We start from the raw sequence: 23,837 nt of genomic DNA, 5'->3' as shown, positions 1-23,837 counted from the left end.
AAAAGCCTCGGAAGAAATTCCGGGGCTTTTTTCATTTTGGGAACTGGGTAGTCAAAAGGTCGCAGAACTACGCGTCCCGGATCGTTTCCTGTATCCTCCACGATAGCCTCGGAAGGAATTCCGAGGCTTTTTCGTTTTTAAAGGGTTTGGGCAGTCAAAAAGTCGCAGAACTACGCGTCTCGGTTCGATACCTGTATCCACCACAGAAGCCTCGGAAAACTTCAGAGGCTTTTTCATTTTAGGGAATTTGGCAGTCAAAAGGTCGCAGAACTATGCGTCCTTACTCTGATTCGAATTGCATCATAGAGGGCCTACTATAGGTAGCCGAAGGACAATTGAAGAAATGCAAGACTATTTTGACTTCTAAATCTTTTGAAGCTCCACAATCAACCTCTGATTCTCCACCTCGGTACCAATACTAATTCGCAGGCAGTCATCACAAAGCACCACATTTGATCGATCACGAACGATTACTTTGGACTCTAATAAGGTCTTGAAGATTTCTTTGGCATTTTCAAACTCAACCAAGAGCTGATTTGAATCCGAAGAATGGATTTTCTTCACGATTTCTAACTTTGAAAGCTCTTTGGCCAGTAATTCTCTTTGCACAAGAATTTGGCTGACATATTGATCTTTTAGATCAACATTATTTAAAGCCTCTAAAATGATGCGTTGTGATTGTAAGTTTAGGTTATAAGGGTATTTGATCTTGTTCAGCATGGCGATCAACTCCACTTGACCAAAGCCCATTCCAACTCTTAAACCAGCCATTCCCCAAGCCTTAGAGAAAGTCTGAATCACCACCAAGTTTTCATAGTCATTTAGCCTAGTGATAAACGAATCTTGCTTAGCAAAATCTATATATGCTTCATCAATGACCACAATAACTTCAGGATAACTCTGAAGAATTTCTAGAATTAACTCTTCTTTGATAAGATTACCAGTTGGGTTATTCGGTGAACAAACCCAAATGATTTTGGTCTGGCCATCTATTTGTTCTTTAATGGCTGTCAGATCAGGTTGATAATTCAGAGTAAGATTGGCTTTTCTGACTTCCACCTGCTGAATATCTGCACATACCTGATACATACCATAGGTAGGTGGTAAAATCACCATATTATCCACCTTGGGCTCACATACAGCTTTTATCAATAGATCGATAGCCTCATCAGAACCATTCCCAAGGAAAATTTGCTCAGGTTGGCATCCTTTGAGTTCAGCGAGTTTTGATTTTATTTCCCACTGATAGGGATCAGGATACCTGTTAAGATCCTCACCTGCCACAGAGCCGTATGGATTTTCATTGGCATCGAGAAAAACGCCTTCTTTGCCCGAATACTCATCTCTGGCTGAGCTGTAAGGTTTAAGACTTTGAAGGTGCGTTCTAATGAGTTTTTGGTACAGAGACATAGTGATTATTCTATAGATTTTACCAGCTTTAAGGCTGCTTGGCAAAAGTAGTAGAAGTATTTTCTATGATCTCAAAAAGATGGCTCTAAATTTCTAATTTTGCCACATGAGCATAAATGTAGAGCCCGGCAAAGAGGAAATTGAAGCATTTTTCAAAAGCTTACAAGATGAGATTTGTCAAGCCTTAGAACAAGCAGATGGAAAGTCAAGATTTGAAGAGGATTTATGGCAACACCATAGCGGTGGAGGCGGTAGAACACGACTGATCCAACAGGGGAATATCATTGAAAAAGGAGGAGTAAACTTTTCAGCTGTGATGGGTCCGGCTTCAGTGGACATGAAAAAGCAGTTGAAGATTGAGAATGACGCTGACTTTTTTGCTTCAGGTGTATCCATAGTTCAGCATCCGCAAAGCCCTATGGTGCCTATCATTCATATGAATGTACGCTATTTTGAGTTGTCTGATGGCACCTATTGGTTTGGCGGTGGTATAGATCTTACTCCGCATTATATCGATAAAAAACAGGCTGCATGGTTTCATGAAGAATTGAAGAAAGTATGTGACCAGTTTGATTCTTCTTACTACCCTAAATTCAAAACTCAGGCAGATGATTACTTTTTTATCCGTCACAGGGATGAAACGAGAGGGATTGGAGGTATTTTCTTTGACCATTTGAATGAAGACACCATGTCGAAGTCGAAGTCAGAGCTTTTTGAGTTTGTAAAAGGGGTAGGATCTTCCTTTGCCAAAATTTATACCCATTTCATGCTTGAAAATGCTGAATTACCATTTGGAGAAAAAGAAAAAGAGTGGCAGATGATCCGAAGAGGAAGATACGTGGAGTTTAATCTGGTCTGGGATAGAGGCACCAAATTCGGTTTAATGACCGGCGGCAGAACAGAATCTATCTTAATGAGTTTACCTCTGCAGGCTCAATGGCATTATAATCAACAGCCAGAAGAAGATTCAAAGGAGGCTGAAACACTCAGTTTACTAAAAAAAGGCATTGACTGGGTTTAGTCTATAAAAGTCAGTTGACTGAAATCCCAGTTTTGAGTTTGATCATATAGAATATGACCATTTTTAACTGTCAGAGGTGAAGGGATATTATTATGGTAAAGCTGTCCTGTTCCCAGTCCTTGAGGTAAATTGTTGTTTTTGCCTGCCGTGAATTGACAAATAGCATTCAAGCCAATATTTGACTCCAAAGCCGAAGTCATCCACCATTGGATATTCCTTTCCAGACATTTTTCTATCCATTGATCTGTAATAGAAAATCCTCCAAGAAGAGTGGGTTTAAAAATCAAAAATTGTGGTTTAATGGTATCCAGAAGTTCATCCATTTGGTGAGGTTGAATTCCGATTAATTCTTCATCTAATGCGATGGGGACAGGAGTTTTGGAACATAGATCAGCCATAGCAGACCATTGACCTTGCTGAATGGGTTGCTCTATCGAATGAATATCCAATTTGCTCAATTGTTCAAGTTTGCCCATCACCTCATCTAATGAAAAGGCACCATTGGCATCTACTCTTAATGTCAATTCTTTTGAAGAAAAATTAGACCTAATTGACTTTAATAACTTGAATTCTGTCTCAAAGTCAATTGCACCAATTTTCATTTTGATAGTCTGATAACCATCCTTAAGTTTCTTTTCAATCTGCTCAGCCATGAAGGCTTCATTTCCCATCCAAACTAGGCCATTCATCTCAATAGGTTCCTGATTGTTGAAGAAAGAATTGTTGAAAACCTTTCGCTTTCCGCCGTTATTTAAATCAAGTAACGCAGTCTCCAGGCCAAACTTGATTGATGGATATTGGTCGAGAGGAATGGCTTTCAGGTACTCAGCTAGCTGACCTGTTTGTACTCTTTGATAATTTAGACCTTCCATAATTTGCTGGATTTTGGCTTGTATATCCAGATCATAATCTATGGATAAACCTTTCAAGGGAGAGATTTCACCCAGGCCAAAAGAACCCTCGCTTTCCAATTTTATAAAATAAGAATCACGTTCTCTCAGAACCCCTCTTGAGGTACCGGCGTCGAATTTAAATTTTAGTGTATGTTTGCAGAAACTCGCTTTTACAGACATTCTCGGTGAAAAGTATAACTGCAAGATTGCTCTTTTTTTTAAAACCATTATTGTGGCCGCTTTCCATTCTCTATGGTGTAGCCACTGTGGTAAGAAATTGGATGTTTGATACAGGCATATTTTCTAGCACAAGCACCCACGTGTATAGTATCGGCGTAGGTAATCTTTCGGTTGGTGGTTCAGGAAAAACACCAATGATTTCTTATTTGATTCAGCAATTTAGCGGTTATAAAATAGCCGTGATTAGCAGAGGTTATGGTAGAAAAACGAAAGGATTAATTCACGTCAAAGAGAACCACGGTGTACAGGAAGTAGGTGATGAAGTATTGATGCTATTCAATAAACATCAAGATGAAGCCACCTTTATAATTTCAGAAAAAAGGGTTAGGGCTGTAAGCTACATCAAGAGAAATATACATGATATTGACCTTATTTTATTTGATGATGTTTTTCAGCATCGTGCCGTTAAACCCGATCATTTGATTTTGCTCTCTCCTTATAAAAGGCCATTTCATCGAGATTTTCTGATGCCTATAGGTAGTTTAAGAGAATTGAGAGTCGGTTATAAAAGAGCTAGTTCAATCATTTTCACCAAGACTCCAAGAGGAGCGTTTGAAAGTTTCAATGATTTGAAGACTAGCATTCCCATATATTATTCCTCTGTCAATCCTTTAACACCGGTAAATTGTAAGGGGCAGGTGCTGAAAGCAAATACGGCGGTAAATGTAATCTCTGCTATTGCAGACAACTCTGGTTTTGTATACCAGGTGGAGAAGGAATATAAAATCATGGAGTCAAAGAGCTTATTAGACCATTCCAACATTGTTTTGAAAGACTTAGACTTCAAAAGAACTGATTTACCCATTGTTTGTACCGAAAAAGATTGGGTGAAGATTAAAGAACTCGTTAGTGGTGAAGAACAGCAAAAGTTTTATATCCAAAAAATTGAGATAAGTGTTCCTCATGAATTCATAAGTAAACTTAAATCAGACTATAAAACGGGCATGGAAAGAAAGCATTCGCCAATAAATGGCTAAATTTGGGTTTTAAATGAACCTCCATTTATGGGCAAAAAGCTCTCAGTAATTTTATTACTGCTTTCTTTTCATGTTTCAGCTCAAAAAATTCTGAATGATACTCTTCAGAATGTTTACGGCCCTTCTTCGGTTGGTTTTCTTTTTCAAAGTGATGTAGTACTGGATGATACTCTTTTGAGGCATCCAGATACGTTATTGGGCGATTTTAGGTTGATGACCTTGAATCATCAAAATGGCCTCCTATGGCAAGACTTGGGAAATGAGGGTACGGCGGCCAAAAGTATGGTGTTTCAATTACCAGAAAACTCTTTTACTGAAACAGGTTTCAATGCTTTTGCCCCTTTCTATGCTCCAAAAGTAGAAGAAGTCAGATACTATAATACTCGTTCGCCTTTTACCAATATGGCGTATACGCAGAGTGGAAATGGGATGTCTAATCTGGGATTAACCCATTCTCAAAATATATCTCCTTGTTTAAACGCTACGCTAGATGTAAGGAGAATGCTATCTTCTAAACAGTGGTCTTCATCTACCTCAGAAGACCGACTGGTAGATCATTGGGATTATACATTGAGTAGTAATTATATCAGTGAGAATAGTAAATACCGCTTTTTAGGTGCTTTTCTACACATGAATCATGCACAGCTAGAGCAGGGAGGCATCAGTGCCTACGATGGTCAGGCCTTTATTCCTGAAAGTGAATTGAATGCAGATTATAATACCAATTATCAGGAAAGGTTAAATGGTATTCGCTCCAGAGAAAGGTGGAATGATCTTCATATATATCATCAGTATCAGTTATCGAAAGCATTTCAGGTTTTTCATGAGTTAGATTATCAAAGACACAAGTACTTTTACCGGGATACCCTTCTGAGCACAAATGAACTGACTGGTATTTATACCGCTGTAGATTCCAATGCAAACAATAAAATGAAGAATTATTATTTCTTCAATAATCTTCAAAACAGGGTAGGTGTAAAAGGATATTTTAAAGGATTCAAGTATAATATTGGACTTACTTCAAGGTTTTACTCTTTTAACGCCGTACATGAGGGTGAAAGTGGCAATACACGAACAGAAATTCTGGTTGGTGGTACCGCAGGATACTGGTTCCCTGATAGTTTGTCGTATTTAGAAAATGAGTTATATCTGGGTATTGGAAACTATGCCAATGTGTATTTAAGAAGTGCTCTGAAAATCAAGAATTTTGATCTCGGCTTTCAATACATGCTAAAGCCGCCCTATTTATTGTTCAATCAATTCTCCAGCCCGGTTGCCGCATGGCAAAATGATTATAAAGCTTTAAGTCTGATAAGAGGCCAAGGGAGCTTTCTTTTGAAAGGCCGAAGGGCTTTTCTGAAGCCTGAAATAAAAGTGAATCTTATTGACAATCATCTATTTTTTGATGAACTAAGAGAGCCGCAGCAGTTAGAAAATCAGGCTTTAATCACAGAAATTGGCCTTAGTGTAGGGGTTGGATTAGGCAATTGGAATTTACGTAACCGATTGATTTATAATGCAATTGGTAATAAGGATGTTTTCAGACTACCAGCGTTGATTAATAATTTCAACCTAGAATATCATTTTACTTACGCCAAAACGCTTGAGATTTACCTGGGAACTGACGTATACTTTAGAAGTAAGTATTTAGGGGATGCCTATTCTCCATATTTACAGAGCTTTTACTTACAGAATGAACAAGAAGTTTGGGGTCAGCCTATAGCAGATGTTTACACTAATTTTATGATTAAAAGAGTGAAGTTGGCGTTTAGTTTCAATTACGTCAACCAAGGAATTCCAACTCAAGGATTTTACACTACTCCGAAATACTTGGCCATGAGCAGAACATTTCACCTAAAAGTGAATTGGCCTCTATTTGATTAAAGCTCTTCTAATAGAGTGTGAAAGAAAGCGTAGTTTCCACTGTATTTGGGCTCAATAAGACCCAGTAGCTTATCTTTTTGATTGAGTTCAAACTCCGTAAAACTTTGCATGTCCTTAAAGAATACCTGAAGAGAAAGGGTATGCCCTCCGTTATCGATTTCGGTAAGGAGCTTATAAAACTTCACTTTATGAACAGAATTTTGGGACTCAATAAAAGGTATAGCCTCCTTTTTTAAAGTGTTCTCAAAAAGTAAAGAATGCGAAAAATTAACGCTGAAGGTAAAGCTGGAAAGAATCAAGCGAAAGACTTATTAAAAATGAATTTATTGGCTGTTTCGTAGATTCCGAAAAGCACACCAGTGAAAATCACATCACCCAGCAGCATATTTCTAAAGAAAGGAATGCCGGCCGTATAACTTGCAATTACCCCTTCCATAGTATGTGGGTATCCTTGAAGGTTGCTACCTTCTGTAACTTCCGGGTAAAATAAGGCGAAGTTAGTGATGAGGAAAAACACAACAGATGCCAGAACAGCACTACCAAGAACATTGATGATCGTTGGCTTTTTGATCAATAAATAACCAATAGCAATCATCACAGCAAATGCCCCATAAACCATCAAAGTACCGCTATGAAAACCATAACCTTTAGTGATTTCTAAAACTATATCTGACAAAATGATAGCAGCAAAAGGGACAATCAACTTCCATTTTCCAGAAAATGCATAAGCAGAAAATAAAGCCAGGCCTGTTATCGGTGTAAAGTTCATTGGGTGATCTACCAATCTACTCACCGCAGATAAAACCACTAAAACAATCGCAAGAATTAAATATTGTCTGTTCTTCATATCCTTTTTCTTCTTCAGCCTAAATATCTTCTTTATTTGAACTGAAAGAGTTCTTTGGCACAAAAATAGTTTTTGCTTTACATGAATTCAAATGAATCAGGTATTCATTTCGTTCATCCTATAGATTGAGAGTATTCTCTATATTTGTAATAACACCCAGCCATTTTTTTGAAACAACTAAACGCTTTTCTACTATTACTCCTGTTGTGCTTTTCAAAGAACCTCCATTCGCAGAGTTTTTTGGGCGTAGCTCAGAGTAATTATGCCGGGAGTCATGCAGTACTTCTTAATCCTGCTCATGCTGTAGATAGTCGATTTAAAATTCATTTAAATCTGGGAATTGTGGGGGCAGAAGTTCAAAACAACTTTTTGAAGTGGGGAGCACCCTTTTCTCTATTTAGACTTATCACCAAAACGGTACCTGGTCAATATCTTTCTCCTACTTCTGGTTTGCCCGTTTGGCGACCTCAATACTATGAAGAGAGTAATGCCAACCGAGCTAAGCTTTTTGTAAATAGTGAAATCAGAGGACCGGCCCTGACTCTCAATTTTCCAAGAATAGGTTTTGGGTTATCTGGAGGTGTTCGGTATCGAATCTTCGGTTCATTGAGTAACTCTAGCCCAAATATTTTACAAACTATTGCCACAGGTACCAGAAATCCGTTACTACAAAATATCGATTATGTAGGCACTTCGGGCTTGATGAATATTTCCGGAATAAATGAATTCTACGGCTCTATTGCGAAAGTTTTACGAGAAGACGACATCGAGTTCTTAAAAGTAGGAGCTTCGGCCAAAATGCTTACCAGCAATTTAAATTTAAGTGTGGATGCCCAATCTGTAGATTACCGCATTGAGCCAAACCCTCCGGCAAATCAGAGTGAAACCGTTTACGTAGGTGGAGCTCAGGGAATATTTTTTCATGCGGCTCCTAATTCAGGTGCACCAGGCTTGTCATGGCTTTTAGAGCAGATGACTTCTTTTTCAGCCATCGGCAAAGGTTACGCTGTTGACATTGGAGCAGTGTATGAGTGGCGACCGAATCATGCACGTGAGCGTTACAGATATGAAGGGAAAAGTATACCAGACCCGGAGCTTAACAAGTATAAACTTAGATTGGGGGCTTCTTTGACAGACATTGGTTTTATCAGTTATAATAGTGCTTCGGAGGTGCAGGTTGGTACTGTAAATAATGGAGGAACGGTTATTCCTCCAGCTACTTTTTATCAATTAAGCAGCACACGAGAATTTGTAGCAGATGTAGAACAGGTTTTTAACCCCAATATGCCATACGGGACATCTTTTAGGATATTAATGCCTGCCAAGCTCAATCTACAAGCAGATTATAAAGTTAGAGAAGAGTTTTATGTTGGTGCTATTCTAAGGCAATCACTTTTCGGAAAGGGTAGGATGGGCCCGATTGGGTACTCTAGCCTAAGTGTAATCCCAAGATTTGAGAAAAGGCATGTTGAGTTTTCTTTTCCTATCAGTTTAAATCAAGATTACACAAATCTAAACCTGGGAGCCACCATGCGTGCAGGTCCGCTTTGGTTGGGTATGGATAGTATGACTGGTTGGTTTGGTATTGGTAAGCCGAAAAGTATGTCAGTACATGCCGGACTGTTTTTGGCTCTTCGTCATAGACGGCCCAAAAATAACGAGTTGGATTGTCCGGATATAAATTCTTTTCAGCCATCCAGAAAGGTAAAGAGAAAGGCCAGAAAAGGAATGTAACTAATTACCCCATGTAGATGCTACTGGTCATATTTCAATATCAACGAATCACTATATTTGCCGAAATACTTACCTAACTACTAAGCATATTGAGTACTGAATTAAATAAAGAGTATTCCAGGCTACTGGAAAATCTTCTTTGGATACAATCAGAATTAGCATCAAATAAGAGTAAGATCGCGGGACTATTTAATGAAGATAAAGAGGAGCATACTTTGTTGCAGTCATTAGACCAGATCTTGAGTTTTATGGGTTTAGCCATCAATCTTGAAGATCAATCTCCTTCTCTGGATCAATATTTAACCCTTTTGCAGTCAATGGATATTCTACAGGCTAAAAAGGAAGTTCAGCCTTTATTGAGTTTGTCAATTCAAAAACTGAATGACAAGATAGAATCTCTTAGATCTTAAATTAAAAAAGCTCGCAATTGCGAGCTTTTTTAATTTTGTGACGATGAGGAGAGTCGAACTCCTACGGGCGTTAGCCCACTACCCCCTCAAGATAGCGTGTCTACCAATTCCACCACATCGCCGTGTTGGGGCTGCAAATGTAATCAAGCCACTTTTTTTATACAATCATTCTTCGCCAATAATCCAGAGGTCTGATTCCTTGATGTAGGCAAAGCCTTGATTATGAAAAAGTTTGACCCAAATGTCTTTTTGTCCAATGATATTGACTTTACTGCCCTCACCGATGTTTCCTACGACTGCTGAGCCTGCAGATGGTTGTTTACGCATAACAGAACTCGATTTTTTGACGATGCCAGTCTGATAAATTTTAGGGAAATTAATTAAAGCTAAGAGTAGGATTATCCCTGCGGTAAGGCTTAGCTTATGTGTTTGTGGAATAGGAGTTCCTTTGCTTCTTTTCAAGAAAAGTACCACAAACGAATATAGGACTATTCCGGTACCGAGTAAAAAGACCCAAATGGCATTTTTCCGCACGATAAGTCCAAAGAAATTAATATCATTTCTTCCATAACCTTCAAAACCATTTTCTTCGGCAATTTCATTGATTTTATCAAAGACTTTTTCTTCTGGGTGAAGGTGATAATATTGATTTAAATAATACATAGCGAGAGAAAATTCTCCCTGATTCTCGTGAATGTAGGCCAATTTTAGATAAGCCAGTCCTTTATTGATGTCATGTTTGGCAATCAGCTCCTGATAAATCTGGGCCGCTTCAGCGTAGTTTTTTTCATTGAACAAAGAATCTGCTTTTTTTGTGAATGGTGATTGTGCTTGACTATCAGTCAATTGGCCAAAAACACACAAAAAAGTGATAAAAAAAAGACTTCTCAGGTTTTGCATTTAAAAAGGATTCCTATACTTTTGCACTCGCAATTGAGACAACGAGTGTTGAAAACACAAAGTTAATCAAATGATTCCGTAGCTCAGTTGGTAGAGCAATACACTTTTAATGTATGGGTCCTGGGTTCGAGCCCCAGCGGGATCACTTCAAAAACCACCTCGCTATGCGAAGGTGGTTTTTTTGTATATAATGGTTTTCAGAAATGGGAAGAAAGAAGAAAATAATCGAAGAAATCGAGGTGTTAGATTTCGCCGCTGAAGGCAAATGTCTTACCAGACATGACGGTCAGGTTATTTTTATTACCACTCCAAATATTGCTCCCGGTGATGTGGTAAAACTTCAGATCAATAGAAAGCGTAAAAGCTTCTCAGAGGCTATTGTTCTAGAAAAGATCAAAGAATCCTCTTTGCGTGTTGACCCATTCTGTTCTCATTTTGGAGTTTGTGGCGGCTGTAAATGGCAGCATATACCATATGATGTTCAATTAGAGCAGAAGGAAAAACAGGTAAGAGACCAATTGCTTCGCATAGGGAAACTAGAAATAGGTAACTTTCATTCTATATTACCATCAAGAGACACACAATTCTACCGGAATAAACTAGAATTTACTTTCTCAAACTCGCGGTGGTTAACTCGCGAGGAGATAGATGAAAAAGAAACCTTAAGTAAAGATGCTTTAGGTTTTCATGTGCCAAAACGATTTGATAAGGTTTTGCCTATTGATACATGTTATTTGCAGGGAGACCCTTCAAACGCCATCAGAAACTGGTTTGATGCTTATGCCAAAGCAAGTGATGAAACCTATTATGATCATGTAAAGCATGAAGGCTTTTTTAGGAATATCATGATTCGTACGGCAAGTACCGGTGAGACGATGGTTGTGGTACAATTTGCTAAGCCTGATGTCTTGACAATTGAAGAATGCCTTTCTGCCTTTGTTTCTGCTTTTCCAGATATAACTTCCGTTAATTATTTCATCAATCAGAAAAGAAACGACAGTTATCAGGATCTGGATGTTCATCATTTCTATGGAAAGCCTTACATAGAAGAAGAAATGGAAGGTTTACGATTTAGAATAGGAGTGAAGTCGTTTTATCAAACCAATTCTGATCAGGCTTACGAGCTGTACAAAAAGACCAGAGAATTAGCCGCAATCAATGATGATGATGTGGTGTATGACCTATACACAGGTACAGGGACCATAGCCAACTTTGTTGCTAAACAAGCCAAAAAGGTCGTGGGTGTTGAATACGTAGAAGATGCCATCAAAGACGCCAAAATAAATTCTGAAGTGAACGGCATTGGCAATACAAGCTTCTATGCTGGGAACATGAAAGATATTCTGGATGATGATTTTATAGCCAAGGAAGGTAAGCCAGATATCATTATCACGGACCCACCTCGTGCCGGAATGGATAAAGAGGTAGTGGATATGTTGTTGAAAATCAATTCAAAGCGTATTGTCTACGTGAGTTGTAATGCTGCTACACAAGCAAGAGATTTGCAATTATTGTCTGAAAAGTACGATGTTCTTGATGTACAGCCGGTAGACATGTTTCCACATACGCATCATGTGGAAAACATTGCTAAACTAGAAATTAAAGCTTAAAACGGAACCTCATCATCTGGGTTAACATCACTCAAAGAGCTTGTGCTGTCATCATTCCTTTGGTCTCCTTCTGGTTCAGAAGCCTTATTGGCTTTACTTTGAATGAATGTCGGTGGACTCCAAGAATCTCCACCACCATTTGCTCCAGAACCTTGATTTTCAAAATGGCTGAAGTCACCTGCTCCACCAGGAAGGTTTATTTTACCGTAATCAGACATTCCGCCTGCTCCTGGTCGTAAACCTGAGCCTAAATCAGCAAACTTGGTAAATTCTTTGATGAACTGGAGCTTTATGGTGTCCAAGGTACCTGCTCGGTTTTTGGCAATAATTACCTCCCCAATTCCATCTGTGGAGTTACCCGCTTCGTCCTCGGTTATCTTGTAGTATTCCGGTCTATAGAGGAACATTACCATATCGGCATCCTGCTCTATTGAGCCCGATTCTCTTAAGTCAGAAAGTTGTGGCCTTTTGTCTCCTCCTCTGGTTTCTACTGCCCTCGAGAGCTGTGATAAGGCCAATACAGGTACATTGATCTCTTTTGACAAGTTCTTTAATGAACGGGAGATCGTGGCAATTTCCTGCTCTCTATTTCCTTGAGAGTTCGTGCCATCTTCTCCACTCATTAGTTGTAGATAATCAATGATCACCATCTCAATCCCAAATTGAGCTTTGAGTCTTCGACATTTAGCTCTTAACTCAAGAACAGAAAGGGCAGGAGTATCATCGATATAAATAGGTGCCGCAGAGAGTTTATCTAGTCTGGTATGGAGTTGCTGCCATTCATGCGGCTCCAGCATGCCTTTTCTGAGTTTTTCACTTTCTATCTCAGCTTCAGAGGCAATCATTCTCAACATTAACTGGGTGGCAGACATTTCTAACGAGAATATAGCCACAGGTGCGTTATTATCTACGGCCGCATTTCTCATAGCAGAAACCACAAAAGCAGTTTTACCCATACCCGGTCTGGCCGCGATAATCGTTAGTTCTGTCTTCTGCCATCCACCGGTTAACTTATCAAGATCAGTAAATCCACTTGGAATCCCGGTTAAGCCATCGTCATTGCCTAACTTCTTGTGTTCCAGTTCGTCAATTGTCAATCTCATGATTTCCGAGGAACTCATGTATTGACGCTTGATACTTTGTTCCGAAATCTTAAAAAAATACTGCTCAGTATTATCTAGTACATTGAAGATGTCGTTTGATTCATCAAAGGCCTGGGTCATGAGCTCATTTGAGGCAGAAACCATTTCCCTTTTAATGCTCAGCTGGGAGATAATTAAAGCATGATGCTCAATATTTGAAGCTGAATTGATCTTCGACATGAGTTCCGAAAGGTATTTAGAGCCCCCGGCACTTCTAATGGTATTGTTTTTTCTTAAAAATGAGCTAACTGTAATGATATCAATAGGTTCTGAGGCTTCAAATAGCTTCAAAATGGCATCATAAATAATCTTATGCTGCTCATTATAAAAGGTGTTGACCCTCACCAAATCTTTAATTAATGGAAGAGCCTCCTTATCAATTAAGATGGCACCTAACACAGCAGCCTCTATTTCAGTAGAATACGGTAATTTTTTACCATCAGTGTTCTGAAAAACACTATTTTGAGCTCTATATTCTACCGTTTCTGAAGTCATGGAATATTCTTATTTCTTAACTTTGATTCAGTGACAAAAATAGGGAATCTTGCCCTAAGACTATTTCACTAAACTGATCTAAATTTATCGTCAGGCTGAGGACTTGATTTTCAAGGCAAACCCAGTTTTCCCACGATGAAATGTGGGTTACTGACCTCAAAATGTGCATAAAGCGGATGTAAGTGTTAATTATTTTGATGACATTTGAGTGTTCTAATAAACTGAGAGAATTTGACAGAAAAAATACTTAAACTATCAGAAGTATCACTAATTGATTTTCTGGGTGTTCAGAATAAAAACATCAAGGAAATCTCAAAAGCCTTCCCATCTAGTAAGGTAATTTCAAGAGGAGATGAGATTTTTCTCAAAGGGCCTGCTAAGGATGTTAAGGAAATCAACGACATTCTTGCCAAGCTTCTGGAGCATTACCATCGATTTGGGAAACTGACCCCGGATATCGTAAGCAACTACCTACAAAAGGAACATTATCATTTAGAAAACATCATTAAAGAAGATAGTGTGCTGGTGCATGGCAGCAGGGGAATGGTCATAAAGGCTAAAACTGCCAATCAAAAAAAACTCGTAGAGGCCAGCCTTAATCATGATATTGTCTTTGCTGTAGGGCCTGCAGGAACGGGTAAAACTTATACGGCTGTGGCCTTAGCTGTGAAAGCTTTGAAAGAAAAGCAGGTCAAAAAAATAATCATTACCAGGCCTGCAGTGGAAGCTGGTGAGAACCTCGGTTTCCTCCCCGGGGATTTGAAGGAGAAAATAGATCCATATTTAATGCCCATCTATGATGCATTAAATGATATGCTGGTAGCGGAGAAGTTGAGTGGTTATATAGAAAAAAATGTGGTTGAAATAGCCCCTTTGGCCTATATGCGTGGTAGAACACTGAATAATGCTTTTATTATTCTGGATGAAGCCCAAAATACCACCCCAATGCAATTGAAGATGTTTTTGACCCGTATGGGGCCAAACTCTAAAATTGTGGTAACTGGTGATGTAACTCAAATTGACTTACCTAGAAATCAAAAGTCGGGTTTACATGATGCTCTTCAAAAACTCAATAAAATTAAAGGGATCAAGTTTATAGAATTAGATGGTAGGGATGTAGTTCGTCATCCGCTCGTAGTCAAGATTTTAAATGCATATGAAGAGGCTGATAATAAGTAGTCTTATTCTTTTTTCTTCTCATTGGGTATCTGCACAGCGGTGTGCTATTGGCCGCGTGGCAAGTGAAAGTCAAAAAAGGAAGCATGAAAGCCTGCAACAATTATTAGACAGAGGTCAATCTAGTCCTCTTAAAAACCTTAAGGTTCAGGATAATATTATCCGGATACCGGTGGTAGTACATGTTATTCATAATAATTCAACGGGTGAAATAGGAGGGGAGAATAATGGCAATATCTCAGATGAACAGATCTTCTCTCAAATAGAGGTATTGAACCAGGATTTTAGAAGAGAATTTGGTACCAGGGGCTATAATGAGCACCCAGATGGTGCAGATTTGGAAATTGAATTCTTTTTGGCCCAGACCGGACCAGATGGTACACCTTCTTCAGGAATCAATAGGGTATTTACAAGTCGAAGAAGCTTTGATGTGTTTTCAGATTTAGAGGGGATTTCTGCTCTTTCTTATTGGCCATCAGATAAATACTTAAACGTGTGGGTGGTAAATCTGGCAGGAGTCTATTTGGGTTATGGTGAATTTCCGGGAGGGGCATTGGATGGTTTAGAACCAGTAGATGCCGTGGATATAATTGATGGTGTATTTATTGATCATGAAGTTTTTGGGAGTCGTACGGGAACTGCCTCAACAGGCATTTACTCCTACGGAAGAACGCTTACTCATGAGATTGGTCATTGGTTAGGCCTTATTCATACATGGGGTGATGAACGCTGTGGTACCGATTATTGTGAGGATACTCCTCAAATACAGGACCCCAACGAGACCTTTAGTTGCGATCCAATTTTTAGCCGATGCAATGGAGTCAGTCGGCAGAATATGATTGAGAATTATATGGATTACACTCCTGATTCGTGCATGAATATATTTACAGAAGATCAGAAGGCACGAGTAAGGCAGGTTTTAGAACTAAGCCCTCGAAGAAGAAGGCTTGTCTTGAATAGTCAATTTTTGTTGCCGGTAACCAATACCACAGAGTTTAATGTTTTGAGTAATCCCGGTACTAAAGGTGATCTGAAGTTTCAGGTTCTTTTGCCTCAATTTCAAGACTTTACTATTCTGGCCTATAATACCTTAGGGCAAAAAGTAGCTGAGCGAGCATATTTAGACTATCCGAGTACTGTAATAAGTGCAGAAGATTTAAATTTGCCTGCCGGACCGCTGATTATAATTATGCAGACAGCTGGAGAATCCTTTTTGAAAAGAGTATATCTATATGAGTAAGCCAAATTTTGATGATATTTTCATGGAGCTAGCCATGAGTCTCGCTAAAAGGTCACATTGTGTAAAGGCACAGGTAGGAGCGGTGCTGACCAATGAAACCAGGATTATCAGTATTGGTTATAATGGTCCTCCCAGCGGTACTCATAATTGCGATGATGATTATGGTCATGAGGGCTGCCCGAGAGATTCTAAGGGAAGCTGCTCTTTAGCCTTGCATGCTGAGCAAAATGCCATTCTTTACGCTGCTAAAAATGGTGGTAAAGTTGAAGGGGCAACGCTATATGTGACCCTTTCGCCTTGTATTTCTTGTGCCAGAGTCATTTATACAATGAAGATTAAAAAAGTCTTCTTCCTAAATAGCTACGCCGAGTATAAAGGCATTGAAAAGGACGAAGGCGTAGAGTTTTTGAGAAGTTTTGGTGTAGAAGTAGAAAAGTATGAACCTCAATATGCATGAATTATCTGGCTCATGTATTTCTATCAGGTTCAGATGAAGAAATTCTCTTTGGCAATATGCTCGAGGATTTCATGCATGGTACCGTAAATCACCCCAGAAATAATCATCTGTCAGATCAAATAAAGAAGGGAATTAGGCTTCATAGGCTTATTGATAGTTATACAGATTCACACCCGATAGTTCTTGAAAGTAAAAAGGTGTTTTATCCTGTTGTGAGCCGCTATGCATCTGTGGCAGTGGATGTTATATACGATCATTTTTTAATTAAAAATTGGAGTACGTTTACTGATCGAAATTTTGATGAACTACGAAAAGACGTTTATCAGAAGCTTGTGAAGTATGAACCACTCATGCCAGAACGGCTTAAAAAAGTAGTTTCGTCCATGATTGAGCATGATTGGCTCAAGGCTTATGAATTTGATTATGGTTTAGAAAGGGCCTTCCTGAGTCTCAATAGGAGAATAAAAAATGGGCCGGACATGACTAATTGCATCCAGGCGATGCATGAAAACTATGATTTGCTAAATGAGCACTTTCTGGTTTTCTTTGATCTACTTCAAAAAGAGTGTAACGCATTTATTGAGAATTAAACATTGGCAAAATCACCCGAAGCAGAACTAAAAGAGATAGAAGCGGGCAACTTCAAGCCCCTATATTTTTTGCATGGCAATGAGCATTACTATCCGGCTGTTATTGCCAAAAAGCTAACTGAAAAGGTAATTCCAGAGCATGAAAAAGGTTTTAACGAGTTCATACTTTTTGGCAAGGACCTGAATGTAGGTTCAGTACTGAATAATGCCCGCCGCTTTCCCATGATGGCAGAAAAGCAGTTGGTGGTGATTAAGGATGCCGAGCAAATACAAGACATTGGCCAGAAAGATGCTCAGGGCATGTTGGAGTCCTATGCCAAAGAACCCCTTCAAAGTACGGTCTTGGTTTTGGTGTTCAATAAAAGCATGGATGAGCGAAAGGGTTTTGTCAAAGCTTTCGCAAAAAACGGAGTTTTAGTCAATTCTAAGAAGCTGTACGACAATCAGGTTCCTGACTTCGTTTCATCCGTAATCCGAGATAAAGGTTACAAAATCTCTCCAAAAGCCTCTCAATTACTCTTTGAGCATACAGGTAATAATCTTGAGTCAATTGTGAAAGAGATTGACAAAATGATCATTAATATTCCTGATGGATCTGAAATCAATGGGGAGATCATTGAGAAATTCGTTGGTATCAGTAAAGACTATAATGTTTTTGAGCTTCAAAAAGCCTTGGTACAGAAGAATTTTGAGAAGTCTTTTCAAATTGTCAACTACTTTGCAGCCAATACCAAGGATCATCCTATTCAGCCTGTAATCTTGATATTGTATAATTTCTTCTCAAAAGTACTTTTGGTGCATGGAGCTAAGGGTAAAAACGATATCAATCTGGCATCCTTACTTAAAGTGAATCCCTATTTTCTTAAGGATTATACAGCCGCTGCAAATAAGTATTCAGTAGGAAAGCTCTTCGTGATAATTCATGCTCTGCGAGAAATAGATAAAAATTCAAAGGGTATTCAGGCAGGTACAAAAGTAGAAGCAGACCTTTATAAAGAGCTAATATTCAATATTTTGGCATAAAAAAATAGCTCCCGAAATCAGGAGCTATTTAGTAGCGGGGACGGGAATCGAACCCGTGACCTCCGGGTTATGAATCCGACGCTCTAACCATCTGAGCTACCCCGCCATCTGCGAATGAGGCTGCAAATTTATACAAACCATTTTGACTGTCAAAACTAATTTTCAAGATTTCTTTAGAGCGAAATATTGAGTCAGAAATTTGTTTTCTATTCTTGAAAAAAGTAAATAGGAAAAAATAAGTATTCAGCCCATGTCAAAACATAAATTTGTAGGAGAATATCCTTTCAAAACCTCACCTAAAGTACTGTATAATTACATCAGTACACCAGGTGGCTTGCAGCAGTGGTTCGCTGAAAACGTATCTGTAGATTCTGATCGTAATTTCCATATTGAATGGGATAATGAAGTCCATATAGCAGAGGTTACCAAAAGAGTGAACAAGCTGGCTAAATATGATTTCATTGGAGATGAGGACGAGGGTAATTCTCTTGAGCTCAAACTTGTCTCCGGAGAGCTTGATGGATCTACCTATCTTCAAGTAACAGACATCTCTGATAATGATGACGACGAAGAACTAAATGATCTCTGGCAAGGTCTGGTAGATGATTTGAAAGATATCGTTGGGGGTTAAGAAGTCTTAAATAAATAGAAATAGTTGTTTCTTTTTCTATTCTGACTGACTTTTGCAGGCAAGTAGTTTTCGCATGAGAAAAATAGACAAACTTGTCATTAAGAACTTTCTGGGGCCTTTTGTATTGACCACCCTCGTAGTGGTCTTTATTTTTTTGCTCAGGTTTCTCATGCTTTACTTCGACGACTTCGTAGGCAAAGATCTGGGTTTAGAGACGTTTCTGCAGCTTTTTGGTTATTTCTCCCTGATTACTGTACCTATTTCTCTTCCGTTGTCTACGCTGCTGGCTGCTCTTATGAGTTTTGGGAACTTGGGAGAACATACAGAATTGACAGCCATAAAATCGGCGGGTATTCCATTAGGTAGAATCATCATGCCTACTTTGGTATTTACCATCTTCATCTCCATTTTCTCCTTTTGGTTTAATAATAATGTAACGCCTTGGGCAAACTTGAAAGGCTATTCTCTGCTATGGGATATTAGAACCACCAAGGTGGCTTTAAATATTCAGGAAGGGATCTTTTACAGAGAGATTCCGGGCTACAGTATTAAAGTGAAAGAGAAATTTCCTGATAACGAGAGTTTGAAGGGGGTTTTAGTGTATAACCACACAGAAAGAAATGGTAACAAGAACGTAACTGTGGCAGACAGTGGCAGAATGTATACCATGTATGACGACAATTACCTTGTATTTGAGTTGTTTGACGGCTATAACTATACCGAAACCAGAGCAACTAAAGGTTTGAATGATACTCAGTTTTATCGGAATGGTTTCAAAAAGAATCGTTTGGTTTTCTCATTAGAGTCGTTTAATATGAGGAAAACGAGTGAAAATCAGTTCAAATACCATGAATACATGAAGGATATTACTGAACTGAAAGATCAGATTGACTCTGCTCAGATTCAGATAGATAAAACTGTGACTTCGCAAATTGCCTCGCTGAAATCGATGCATACCTATCAATTTAAGAAGCCAACCGTGAAGTATGACATAGATAGTTTAACGGGCGACAGTACACTCTTGACTATAGAACCAGGACCATGGGCAGAGAAGAAAAGAGAAGTGCTGAAAGATACCAGACGTTACTCTGAAATATGGGCTTTGTCTCAGTCTACGGCTCATAGTTTTGTTTCACAATTACAGAACAACTATGCCATTCTGGGTACCAAAAAGCGTAGTATGTATAGTGCTGATATAGAACGATGGCATAAATATACTTATGCGGTGGCTTGCTTGGCCATGTTTATTATTGGGGCGTCTCTAGGCTCCATCATAAAAAAAGGTGGTTTTGGAATGCCGGTTCTGATTGCTATTAGCTTCTTTATCCTATATTATGTGATGATGCAGCTGGCAGACAAAAATGCCAAAGAGGGTCTAATTCCAGTGATAATTGCTGTTTGGATACCAGATGTTATTTTAACCATCATTGGGGCTATTTTTATCTCAAAAGCCACAAAAGATGCTCGCATTTTTGATGCAGACATTTACCGCAAAGCCTGGGAGAAGATTAAGTCTTTGACTATCAAAAATAAAGGGCATGAGATAGACCTTCAATCAGAATAATATGCTTACCTTTGTGCCTGTTTTATTTTTAACATTTAATCTAGGTTAACATCACATGTATTTAACTTCGGAGAAGAAGCAAGAAATCTTTAAAGATAAAGGCTTCCAAAAACAAACAAGCGACACTGGTTCTCCGGAATCACAAATCGCATTATTCACTTACAGAATTGCTCACTTAACTGAGCATCTTAAAACGCACAAGCACGATTACTCTTCTCGCTTAGGTCTTCTTAAGCTAGTAGGTAAGCGTCGTAACCTTTTGAAATACCTTATGAAGAAGGATATCAATCGTTACAGAGCGATTATTGCTGAATTAGGAATTCGTAAGTAAATCCCATATTTGGGGAGCCTCATTGAGGTTCCCCATTTTTTGGTTTAGAGCACAGCAATCATATCCCCGCGGAATAATAGGATCAAATCATCGCATCGAAAGCGGCAAATGCGATACAATTAAATTTACTAGATGTTTAACATTCAATCTCAAACCATCCAAATGCCGGGTGGTAAAGACATCACCATCGAGACCGGAAAACTAGCGAGACAAGCTGACGGTTCTATTGTATTAAGATGTGGTGATGCCATGCTACTGGCCACAGTAGTAGCTAACAAAGACGCTAAAGACGGCGTAGATTTCCTTCCACTTTCAGTTGATTATCAAGAGAAGTTTGCCTCTGCAGGTAAAATTCCTGGTAGTTTCCAGAGAAGAGAAGGAAGACTTTCAGACAACGAAATTCTTATCTCAAGACTGATAGATAGAGCATTAAGACCAATCTTCCCTGAAGATTTCCATGCAGATGTGCAGGTAATGGTTTCTCTAATCTCTTCAGATCCTGAAGTTTCTCCTGATGCTCTTGCAGCTCTTGCGGCCTCTTCTGCTATTGCAGTTTCTGATATTCCGTTCAATGGCCCAATCTCAGAAGTAAGAGTTGCTAAAATTAACGGAGAATATAAAGTAAACCCTGCCATCAGTGAATTAGCAGATGCTACAATGGACTTAATAGTAGCTGGTACTGCAGAAAACCTGAACATGGTAGAAGGTGAGTGTGACGAGGTTTCTGAGATAGAAATGATTGAGGCAATGAAAATTGCTCATGAGGCTATCAGAACTCAGGTAGCTGCACAGAAGGCTCTTGAAGCTGCTGTGGGAAGCACTGAAAAAAGAGAATACTCTCACGAAACACATGATGAAGCTCTGAAAGAAAAAATGTTCAAAGAGCTTTATGATGAAGTTTATAAAGTAGGAGCCAAAGGTTCTGCTAACAAAAATGAAAGAAAAGAGGGATACAAAGCCATTCTTGATGCTTTCATTGAACCAATAGAGGCCAACGAAGATGATGAAACTGACATGTATTTGGTTAACAAATACTTCGGTGAAATCAAATACAAAGCGTCTAGAGACCTTGTATTGAACGAAAGAAAAAGACTTGATGGTCGCGAGTTGACTGAAATCAGACCAATTGAGTGTGAGGTAGACTATCTACCTGGTGCTCATGGTTCTGCAGTATTTACGCGTGGAGAAACTCAATCACTTTCTACTACTACTGTAGGTACAAAGATGGATGAGCAATTGATAGACCAGGCTATGTACTCTGGTTATTCAAGATTCTATCTTCATTATAACTTCCCTGGTTTCTCAACTGGTGAAGTAAGACCTAACAGAGGGGCTAGCCGTCGTGAGATTGGTCATGGTAACCTTGCTCAGCGTTCGTTAAAGCAAGTATTGCCACCAGACGAAGATAATCCTTACACTATTCGTGTAGTATCTGATATTCTTGAATCAAACGGTTCGTCATCAATGGCAACAGTTTGTGCAGGTTGTCTTTCATTGATGGATGCCGGTATTCCTATTTCTGCACCGGTTTCAGGTATTGCAATGGGGCTGATCACAGACACTGAGAGTGGTAAGTGGGCAGTATTATCTGATATTTTAGGAGACGAGGATCACCTTGGTGATATGGACTTCAAAGTTACTGGTACTGAGAAAGGTATTGTTGCTTGTCAAATGGATATCAAAGTAGAGGGTCTTTCTTTTGAAATCTTAGAGCAAGCTCTAAACCAGGCCAAAGAAGGTCGTCTTCATATCCTTGGTAAAATGAATGAGGCACTTGCTAAGCCAAGAGAAGAGATGAAATCTCACGCTCCAAGAGCATTTACCATGAAAATCGACAGAGAATTCATTGGTGCGGTAATCGGACCAGGTGGTAAGATTATTCAGGAAATCCAAAGAGAATCTGGTGCTACCGTAAATATTGAAGAGGTAGGAAACGAGGGTATCGTCTCTATTTTCGCTACGAATGGCGAAAGCATGGATATGGCGAAGAACCGAATCAAGGGTATTGTGGCTGTTCCTGAAGTAGGAACTGTTTATGATGCTAAAGTGAAGTCTATTCAGCCGTTTGGTGCCTTCTGTGAGTTCTTGCCTGGCAAAGATGGTCTTCTTCATATTTCTGAAATCTCTTGGGAACGTCTTCCTTCCATGGATGGTGTTTTTGAGGTGGGAGAGGAAATTCAGGTGAAACTGACGGAAGTTGACAAGAAAACAGGTAAATTCAGACTTTCCAGAAAGGTCTTGTTACCTAGACCTCCTAAACCGAGTCAAAAGGAAGAAGAAAAAAAGTAGAACAATAACGCAGGCATCTGCGTTATTTAACTGACGTTCTTTACACAAAGAGTGAATAAGATTAATAAATAAGCAATATGAGACAACTAAAAATTAGTAAGCAGATTACCAATCGTGAGAGTCAGTCCCTCGACAAGTACTTGCAGGAAATTGGTAAGGTTGACCTTCTTACGCCTGATGAGGAAGTAACTCTTGCTCAGAAGATTAGGGAAGGAGACCAGCTGTCTCTTGAAAGGCTTACCAAAGCAAACCTACGTTTCGTAGTTTCAGTAGCAAAACAGTACCAAAATCAAGGTCTGTCACTAGGTGACTTGATCAATGAAGGTAATTTAGGATTAATTAAGGCTGCTCAGAGATTTGACGAAACCCGTGGTTTCAAGTTTATTTCATACGCTGTATGGTGGATCAGACAGTCTATTCTTCAGGCATTGGCAGAGCAATCAAGAATTGTTCGTTTGCCATTGAACAGAGTAGGGTCGTTAAACAAGATCTCTAAGAAGTTCTCTGAACTGGAGCAGCAATTCGAAAGAGAGCCATCTCCGGAAGAATTGGCAGAAGTTCTTGAAATTACTTCTAATGAGGTTGTAGACACAATGAAAATCTCAGGTAGACACGTTTCTGTAGATGCCCCGTTTGTTCAGGGTGAAGAAAACAGTCTTCTTGATGTATTAGAGAATGATTTGGAAGAAAAACCAGATCAGGAGCTGATGAACGATTCATTGAGAAGAGAAGTGTTAAGAGCACTTTCAACACTTACTCAGCGTGAAGCAGAGGTAATTATGTACTACTTCGGACTTAACGGAGAGCAGGCGATGACACTGGAAGAGATAGGTGAGAAATTCAACCTTACTCGTGAACGTGTTCGTCAGATCAAGGAGAAGGCGATCCGAAGACTGAGACAAACCTCTAGAAGTAAAGCTTTGAAAGCCTATTTAGGATAAGATTTTATTGGCTAAATTTGAAGGCACCCATC

The 23,837-nt window shown here is 39.1% G+C and carries 22 protein-coding genes and 3 tRNA genes; 17 read left to right on the top strand and 8 right to left on the bottom strand.

Annotated elements, in window-relative coordinates:
- Window positions 1-363 precede the first annotated feature (363 nt).
- Window positions 364-1,410 (bottom strand): histidinol-phosphate transaminase, encoded by a 1,047-nt coding sequence (gene hisC, locus ACUXV0_RS03465; RefSeq protein ID WP_446191669.1) that lies wholly within the window; start codon window positions 1,408-1,410, stop codon window positions 364-366.
- A 106-nt stretch (window positions 1,411-1,516) separates the two neighbouring features.
- On the opposite strand from hisC, the gene hemF reads away from it, so the two are divergent.
- On the top strand, window positions 1,517-2,431 hold the full coding sequence (hemF, locus tag ACUXV0_RS03460; protein WP_446191668.1) for an oxygen-dependent coproporphyrinogen oxidase: 915 nt from the start codon (window positions 1,517-1,519) through the stop codon (window positions 2,429-2,431).
- Here hemF and ACUXV0_RS03455 read toward each other — a convergent pair.
- Window positions 2,428-3,528, bottom strand: coding sequence for an o-succinylbenzoate synthase (locus tag ACUXV0_RS03455; RefSeq protein WP_446191667.1), 1,101 nt, complete (start codon window positions 3,526-3,528; stop codon window positions 2,428-2,430). The genes hemF and ACUXV0_RS03455 overlap by 4 nt on opposite strands.
- Before the next feature lie 2 nt (window positions 3,529-3,530).
- Between ACUXV0_RS03455 and lpxK the strand changes: the two genes are divergently transcribed.
- Together lpxK and ACUXV0_RS03445 are read left to right on the top strand one after the other, a co-directional pair.
- On the top strand, window positions 3,531-4,541 hold the full coding sequence (gene lpxK / locus ACUXV0_RS03450; protein WP_446191666.1) for a tetraacyldisaccharide 4'-kinase: 1,011 nt from the start codon (window positions 3,531-3,533) through the stop codon (window positions 4,539-4,541).
- A 27-nt stretch (window positions 4,542-4,568) separates the two neighbouring features.
- On the top strand, window positions 4,569-6,425 hold the full coding sequence (locus tag ACUXV0_RS03445) for a putative porin (RefSeq protein WP_446191665.1): 1,857 nt from the start codon (window positions 4,569-4,571) through the stop codon (window positions 6,423-6,425).
- On the opposite strand, the gene ACUXV0_RS03440 is transcribed toward ACUXV0_RS03445, so the two are convergent.
- Together ACUXV0_RS03440 and ACUXV0_RS03435 are read right to left on the bottom strand one after the other, a co-directional pair.
- Window positions 6,422-6,724 (bottom strand): DUF4286 family protein, encoded by a 303-nt coding sequence (locus ACUXV0_RS03440; protein WP_446191664.1) that lies wholly within the window; start codon window positions 6,722-6,724, stop codon window positions 6,422-6,424. The genes ACUXV0_RS03445 and ACUXV0_RS03440 overlap by 4 nt on opposite strands.
- Complete coding sequence (locus ACUXV0_RS03435) at window positions 6,721-7,272, bottom strand: DUF6580 family putative transport protein (RefSeq protein ID WP_446191663.1); 552 nt, start codon at window positions 7,270-7,272, stop codon at window positions 6,721-6,723. The genes ACUXV0_RS03440 and ACUXV0_RS03435 overlap by 4 nt, the downstream gene beginning before the upstream one ends.
- 168 nt (window positions 7,273-7,440) lie before the next feature.
- Here ACUXV0_RS03435 and ACUXV0_RS03430 point away from each other — a divergent pair, with 168 nt between their 5' ends.
- Both ACUXV0_RS03430 and ACUXV0_RS03425 read left to right on the top strand, forming a co-directional pair.
- Complete coding sequence (locus ACUXV0_RS03430; protein ID WP_446191662.1) at window positions 7,441-9,006, top strand: DUF5723 family protein; 1,566 nt, start codon at window positions 7,441-7,443, stop codon at window positions 9,004-9,006.
- An 89-nt stretch (window positions 9,007-9,095) separates the two neighbouring features.
- Complete coding sequence (locus tag ACUXV0_RS03425; protein ID WP_446191661.1) at window positions 9,096-9,416, top strand: hypothetical protein; 321 nt, start codon at window positions 9,096-9,098, stop codon at window positions 9,414-9,416.
- A gap of 38 nt (window positions 9,417-9,454) precedes the next feature.
- On the opposite strand, the gene ACUXV0_RS03420 is transcribed toward ACUXV0_RS03425, so the two are convergent.
- Both ACUXV0_RS03420 and ACUXV0_RS03415 read right to left on the bottom strand, forming a co-directional pair.
- A tRNA-Leu gene (locus ACUXV0_RS03420) sits at window positions 9,455-9,538 on the bottom strand.
- A 43-nt stretch (window positions 9,539-9,581) separates the two neighbouring features.
- Window positions 9,582-10,316 carry a tetratricopeptide repeat protein gene (locus ACUXV0_RS03415; RefSeq protein WP_446191660.1) on the bottom strand — a complete coding sequence of 245 codons (735 nt, stop codon included), beginning with the start codon at window positions 10,314-10,316 and terminating at the stop codon, window positions 9,582-9,584.
- A 72-nt stretch (window positions 10,317-10,388) separates the two neighbouring features.
- Here ACUXV0_RS03415 and ACUXV0_RS03410 point away from each other — a divergent pair.
- Window positions 10,389-10,461 (top strand) — tRNA-Lys (locus tag ACUXV0_RS03410).
- A 58-nt stretch (window positions 10,462-10,519) separates the two neighbouring features.
- Window positions 10,520-11,926, top strand: coding sequence for a 23S rRNA (uracil(1939)-C(5))-methyltransferase RlmD (gene rlmD / locus ACUXV0_RS03405; RefSeq protein ID WP_446191659.1), 1,407 nt, complete (start codon window positions 10,520-10,522; stop codon window positions 11,924-11,926).
- Here rlmD and dnaB read toward each other — a convergent pair.
- Window positions 11,923-13,563 carry a replicative DNA helicase gene (gene dnaB, locus ACUXV0_RS03400; protein ID WP_446191658.1) on the bottom strand — a complete coding sequence of 547 codons (1,641 nt, stop codon included), beginning with the start codon at window positions 13,561-13,563 and terminating at the stop codon, window positions 11,923-11,925. The genes rlmD and dnaB overlap by 4 nt on opposite strands.
- A gap of 231 nt (window positions 13,564-13,794) precedes the next feature.
- On the opposite strand from dnaB, the gene ACUXV0_RS03395 reads away from it, so the two are divergent.
- Genes ACUXV0_RS03395 through holA form a run of 5 tightly spaced genes read left to right on the top strand, consistent with a single transcriptional unit; the run spans window position 13,795 to window position 18,049 of the window.
- Entirely contained in the window at window positions 13,795-14,742 is a 948-nt protein-coding gene (locus ACUXV0_RS03395) for a PhoH family protein (protein WP_446191657.1), read from the top strand.
- Window positions 14,720-15,979: a zinc metalloprotease gene (locus ACUXV0_RS03390; RefSeq protein WP_446191656.1), complete on the top strand. Its 1,260-nt coding sequence runs from the start codon at window positions 14,720-14,722 to the stop codon at window positions 15,977-15,979. Before ACUXV0_RS03395 ends, ACUXV0_RS03390 begins: the two co-directional genes overlap by 23 nt.
- Window positions 15,972-16,436, top strand: a complete 465-nt coding sequence (locus ACUXV0_RS03385; RefSeq protein WP_446191655.1) for a deoxycytidylate deaminase — start codon at window positions 15,972-15,974, stop codon at window positions 16,434-16,436. The genes ACUXV0_RS03390 and ACUXV0_RS03385 overlap by 8 nt, the downstream gene beginning before the upstream one ends.
- On the top strand, window positions 16,433-17,026 hold the full coding sequence (locus ACUXV0_RS03380) for an acyl carrier protein phosphodiesterase (protein WP_446191654.1): 594 nt from the start codon (window positions 16,433-16,435) through the stop codon (window positions 17,024-17,026). The genes ACUXV0_RS03385 and ACUXV0_RS03380 overlap by 4 nt, the downstream gene beginning before the upstream one ends.
- Before the next feature lie 3 nt (window positions 17,027-17,029).
- Window positions 17,030-18,049 (top strand): DNA polymerase III subunit delta, encoded by a 1,020-nt coding sequence (holA, locus tag ACUXV0_RS03375; RefSeq protein WP_446191653.1) that lies wholly within the window; start codon window positions 17,030-17,032, stop codon window positions 18,047-18,049.
- Window positions 18,050-18,081: 32 nt separating this feature from the next.
- On the opposite strand, the gene ACUXV0_RS03370 is transcribed toward holA, so the two are convergent.
- Window positions 18,082-18,155, bottom strand: a tRNA-Met gene (locus ACUXV0_RS03370).
- 144 nt (window positions 18,156-18,299) lie between these two features.
- Here ACUXV0_RS03370 and ACUXV0_RS03365 point away from each other — a divergent pair.
- From ACUXV0_RS03365 to ACUXV0_RS03345, 5 genes are all read left to right on the top strand, one after another.
- Window positions 18,300-18,680 (top strand): START-like domain-containing protein, encoded by a 381-nt coding sequence (locus ACUXV0_RS03365; RefSeq protein ID WP_446191652.1) that lies wholly within the window; start codon window positions 18,300-18,302, stop codon window positions 18,678-18,680.
- A gap of 73 nt (window positions 18,681-18,753) precedes the next feature.
- Window positions 18,754-20,244, top strand: coding sequence for an LptF/LptG family permease (locus ACUXV0_RS03360; protein WP_446191651.1), 1,491 nt, complete (start codon window positions 18,754-18,756; stop codon window positions 20,242-20,244).
- Window positions 20,245-20,299: 55 nt separating this feature from the next.
- Window positions 20,300-20,575, top strand: coding sequence for a 30S ribosomal protein S15 (rpsO, locus tag ACUXV0_RS03355; protein ID WP_446191650.1), 276 nt, complete (start codon window positions 20,300-20,302; stop codon window positions 20,573-20,575).
- Between the two features lie 132 nt (window positions 20,576-20,707).
- Window positions 20,708-22,864: a polyribonucleotide nucleotidyltransferase gene (gene pnp, locus ACUXV0_RS03350; RefSeq protein ID WP_446191649.1), complete on the top strand. Its 2,157-nt coding sequence runs from the start codon at window positions 20,708-20,710 to the stop codon at window positions 22,862-22,864.
- A 77-nt stretch (window positions 22,865-22,941) separates the two neighbouring features.
- Entirely contained in the window at window positions 22,942-23,805 is an 864-nt protein-coding gene (locus ACUXV0_RS03345) for a sigma-70 family RNA polymerase sigma factor (protein ID WP_055143798.1), read from the top strand.
- The last annotated feature ends 32 nt before the right edge of the window (window positions 23,806-23,837 follow it).

The organism is Jiulongibacter sp. NS-SX5, assembly GCF_052828545.1.
Note: the sequence above shows the minus strand (reverse complement) of the source record. Positions and strands in the feature narration are given on the sequence as shown.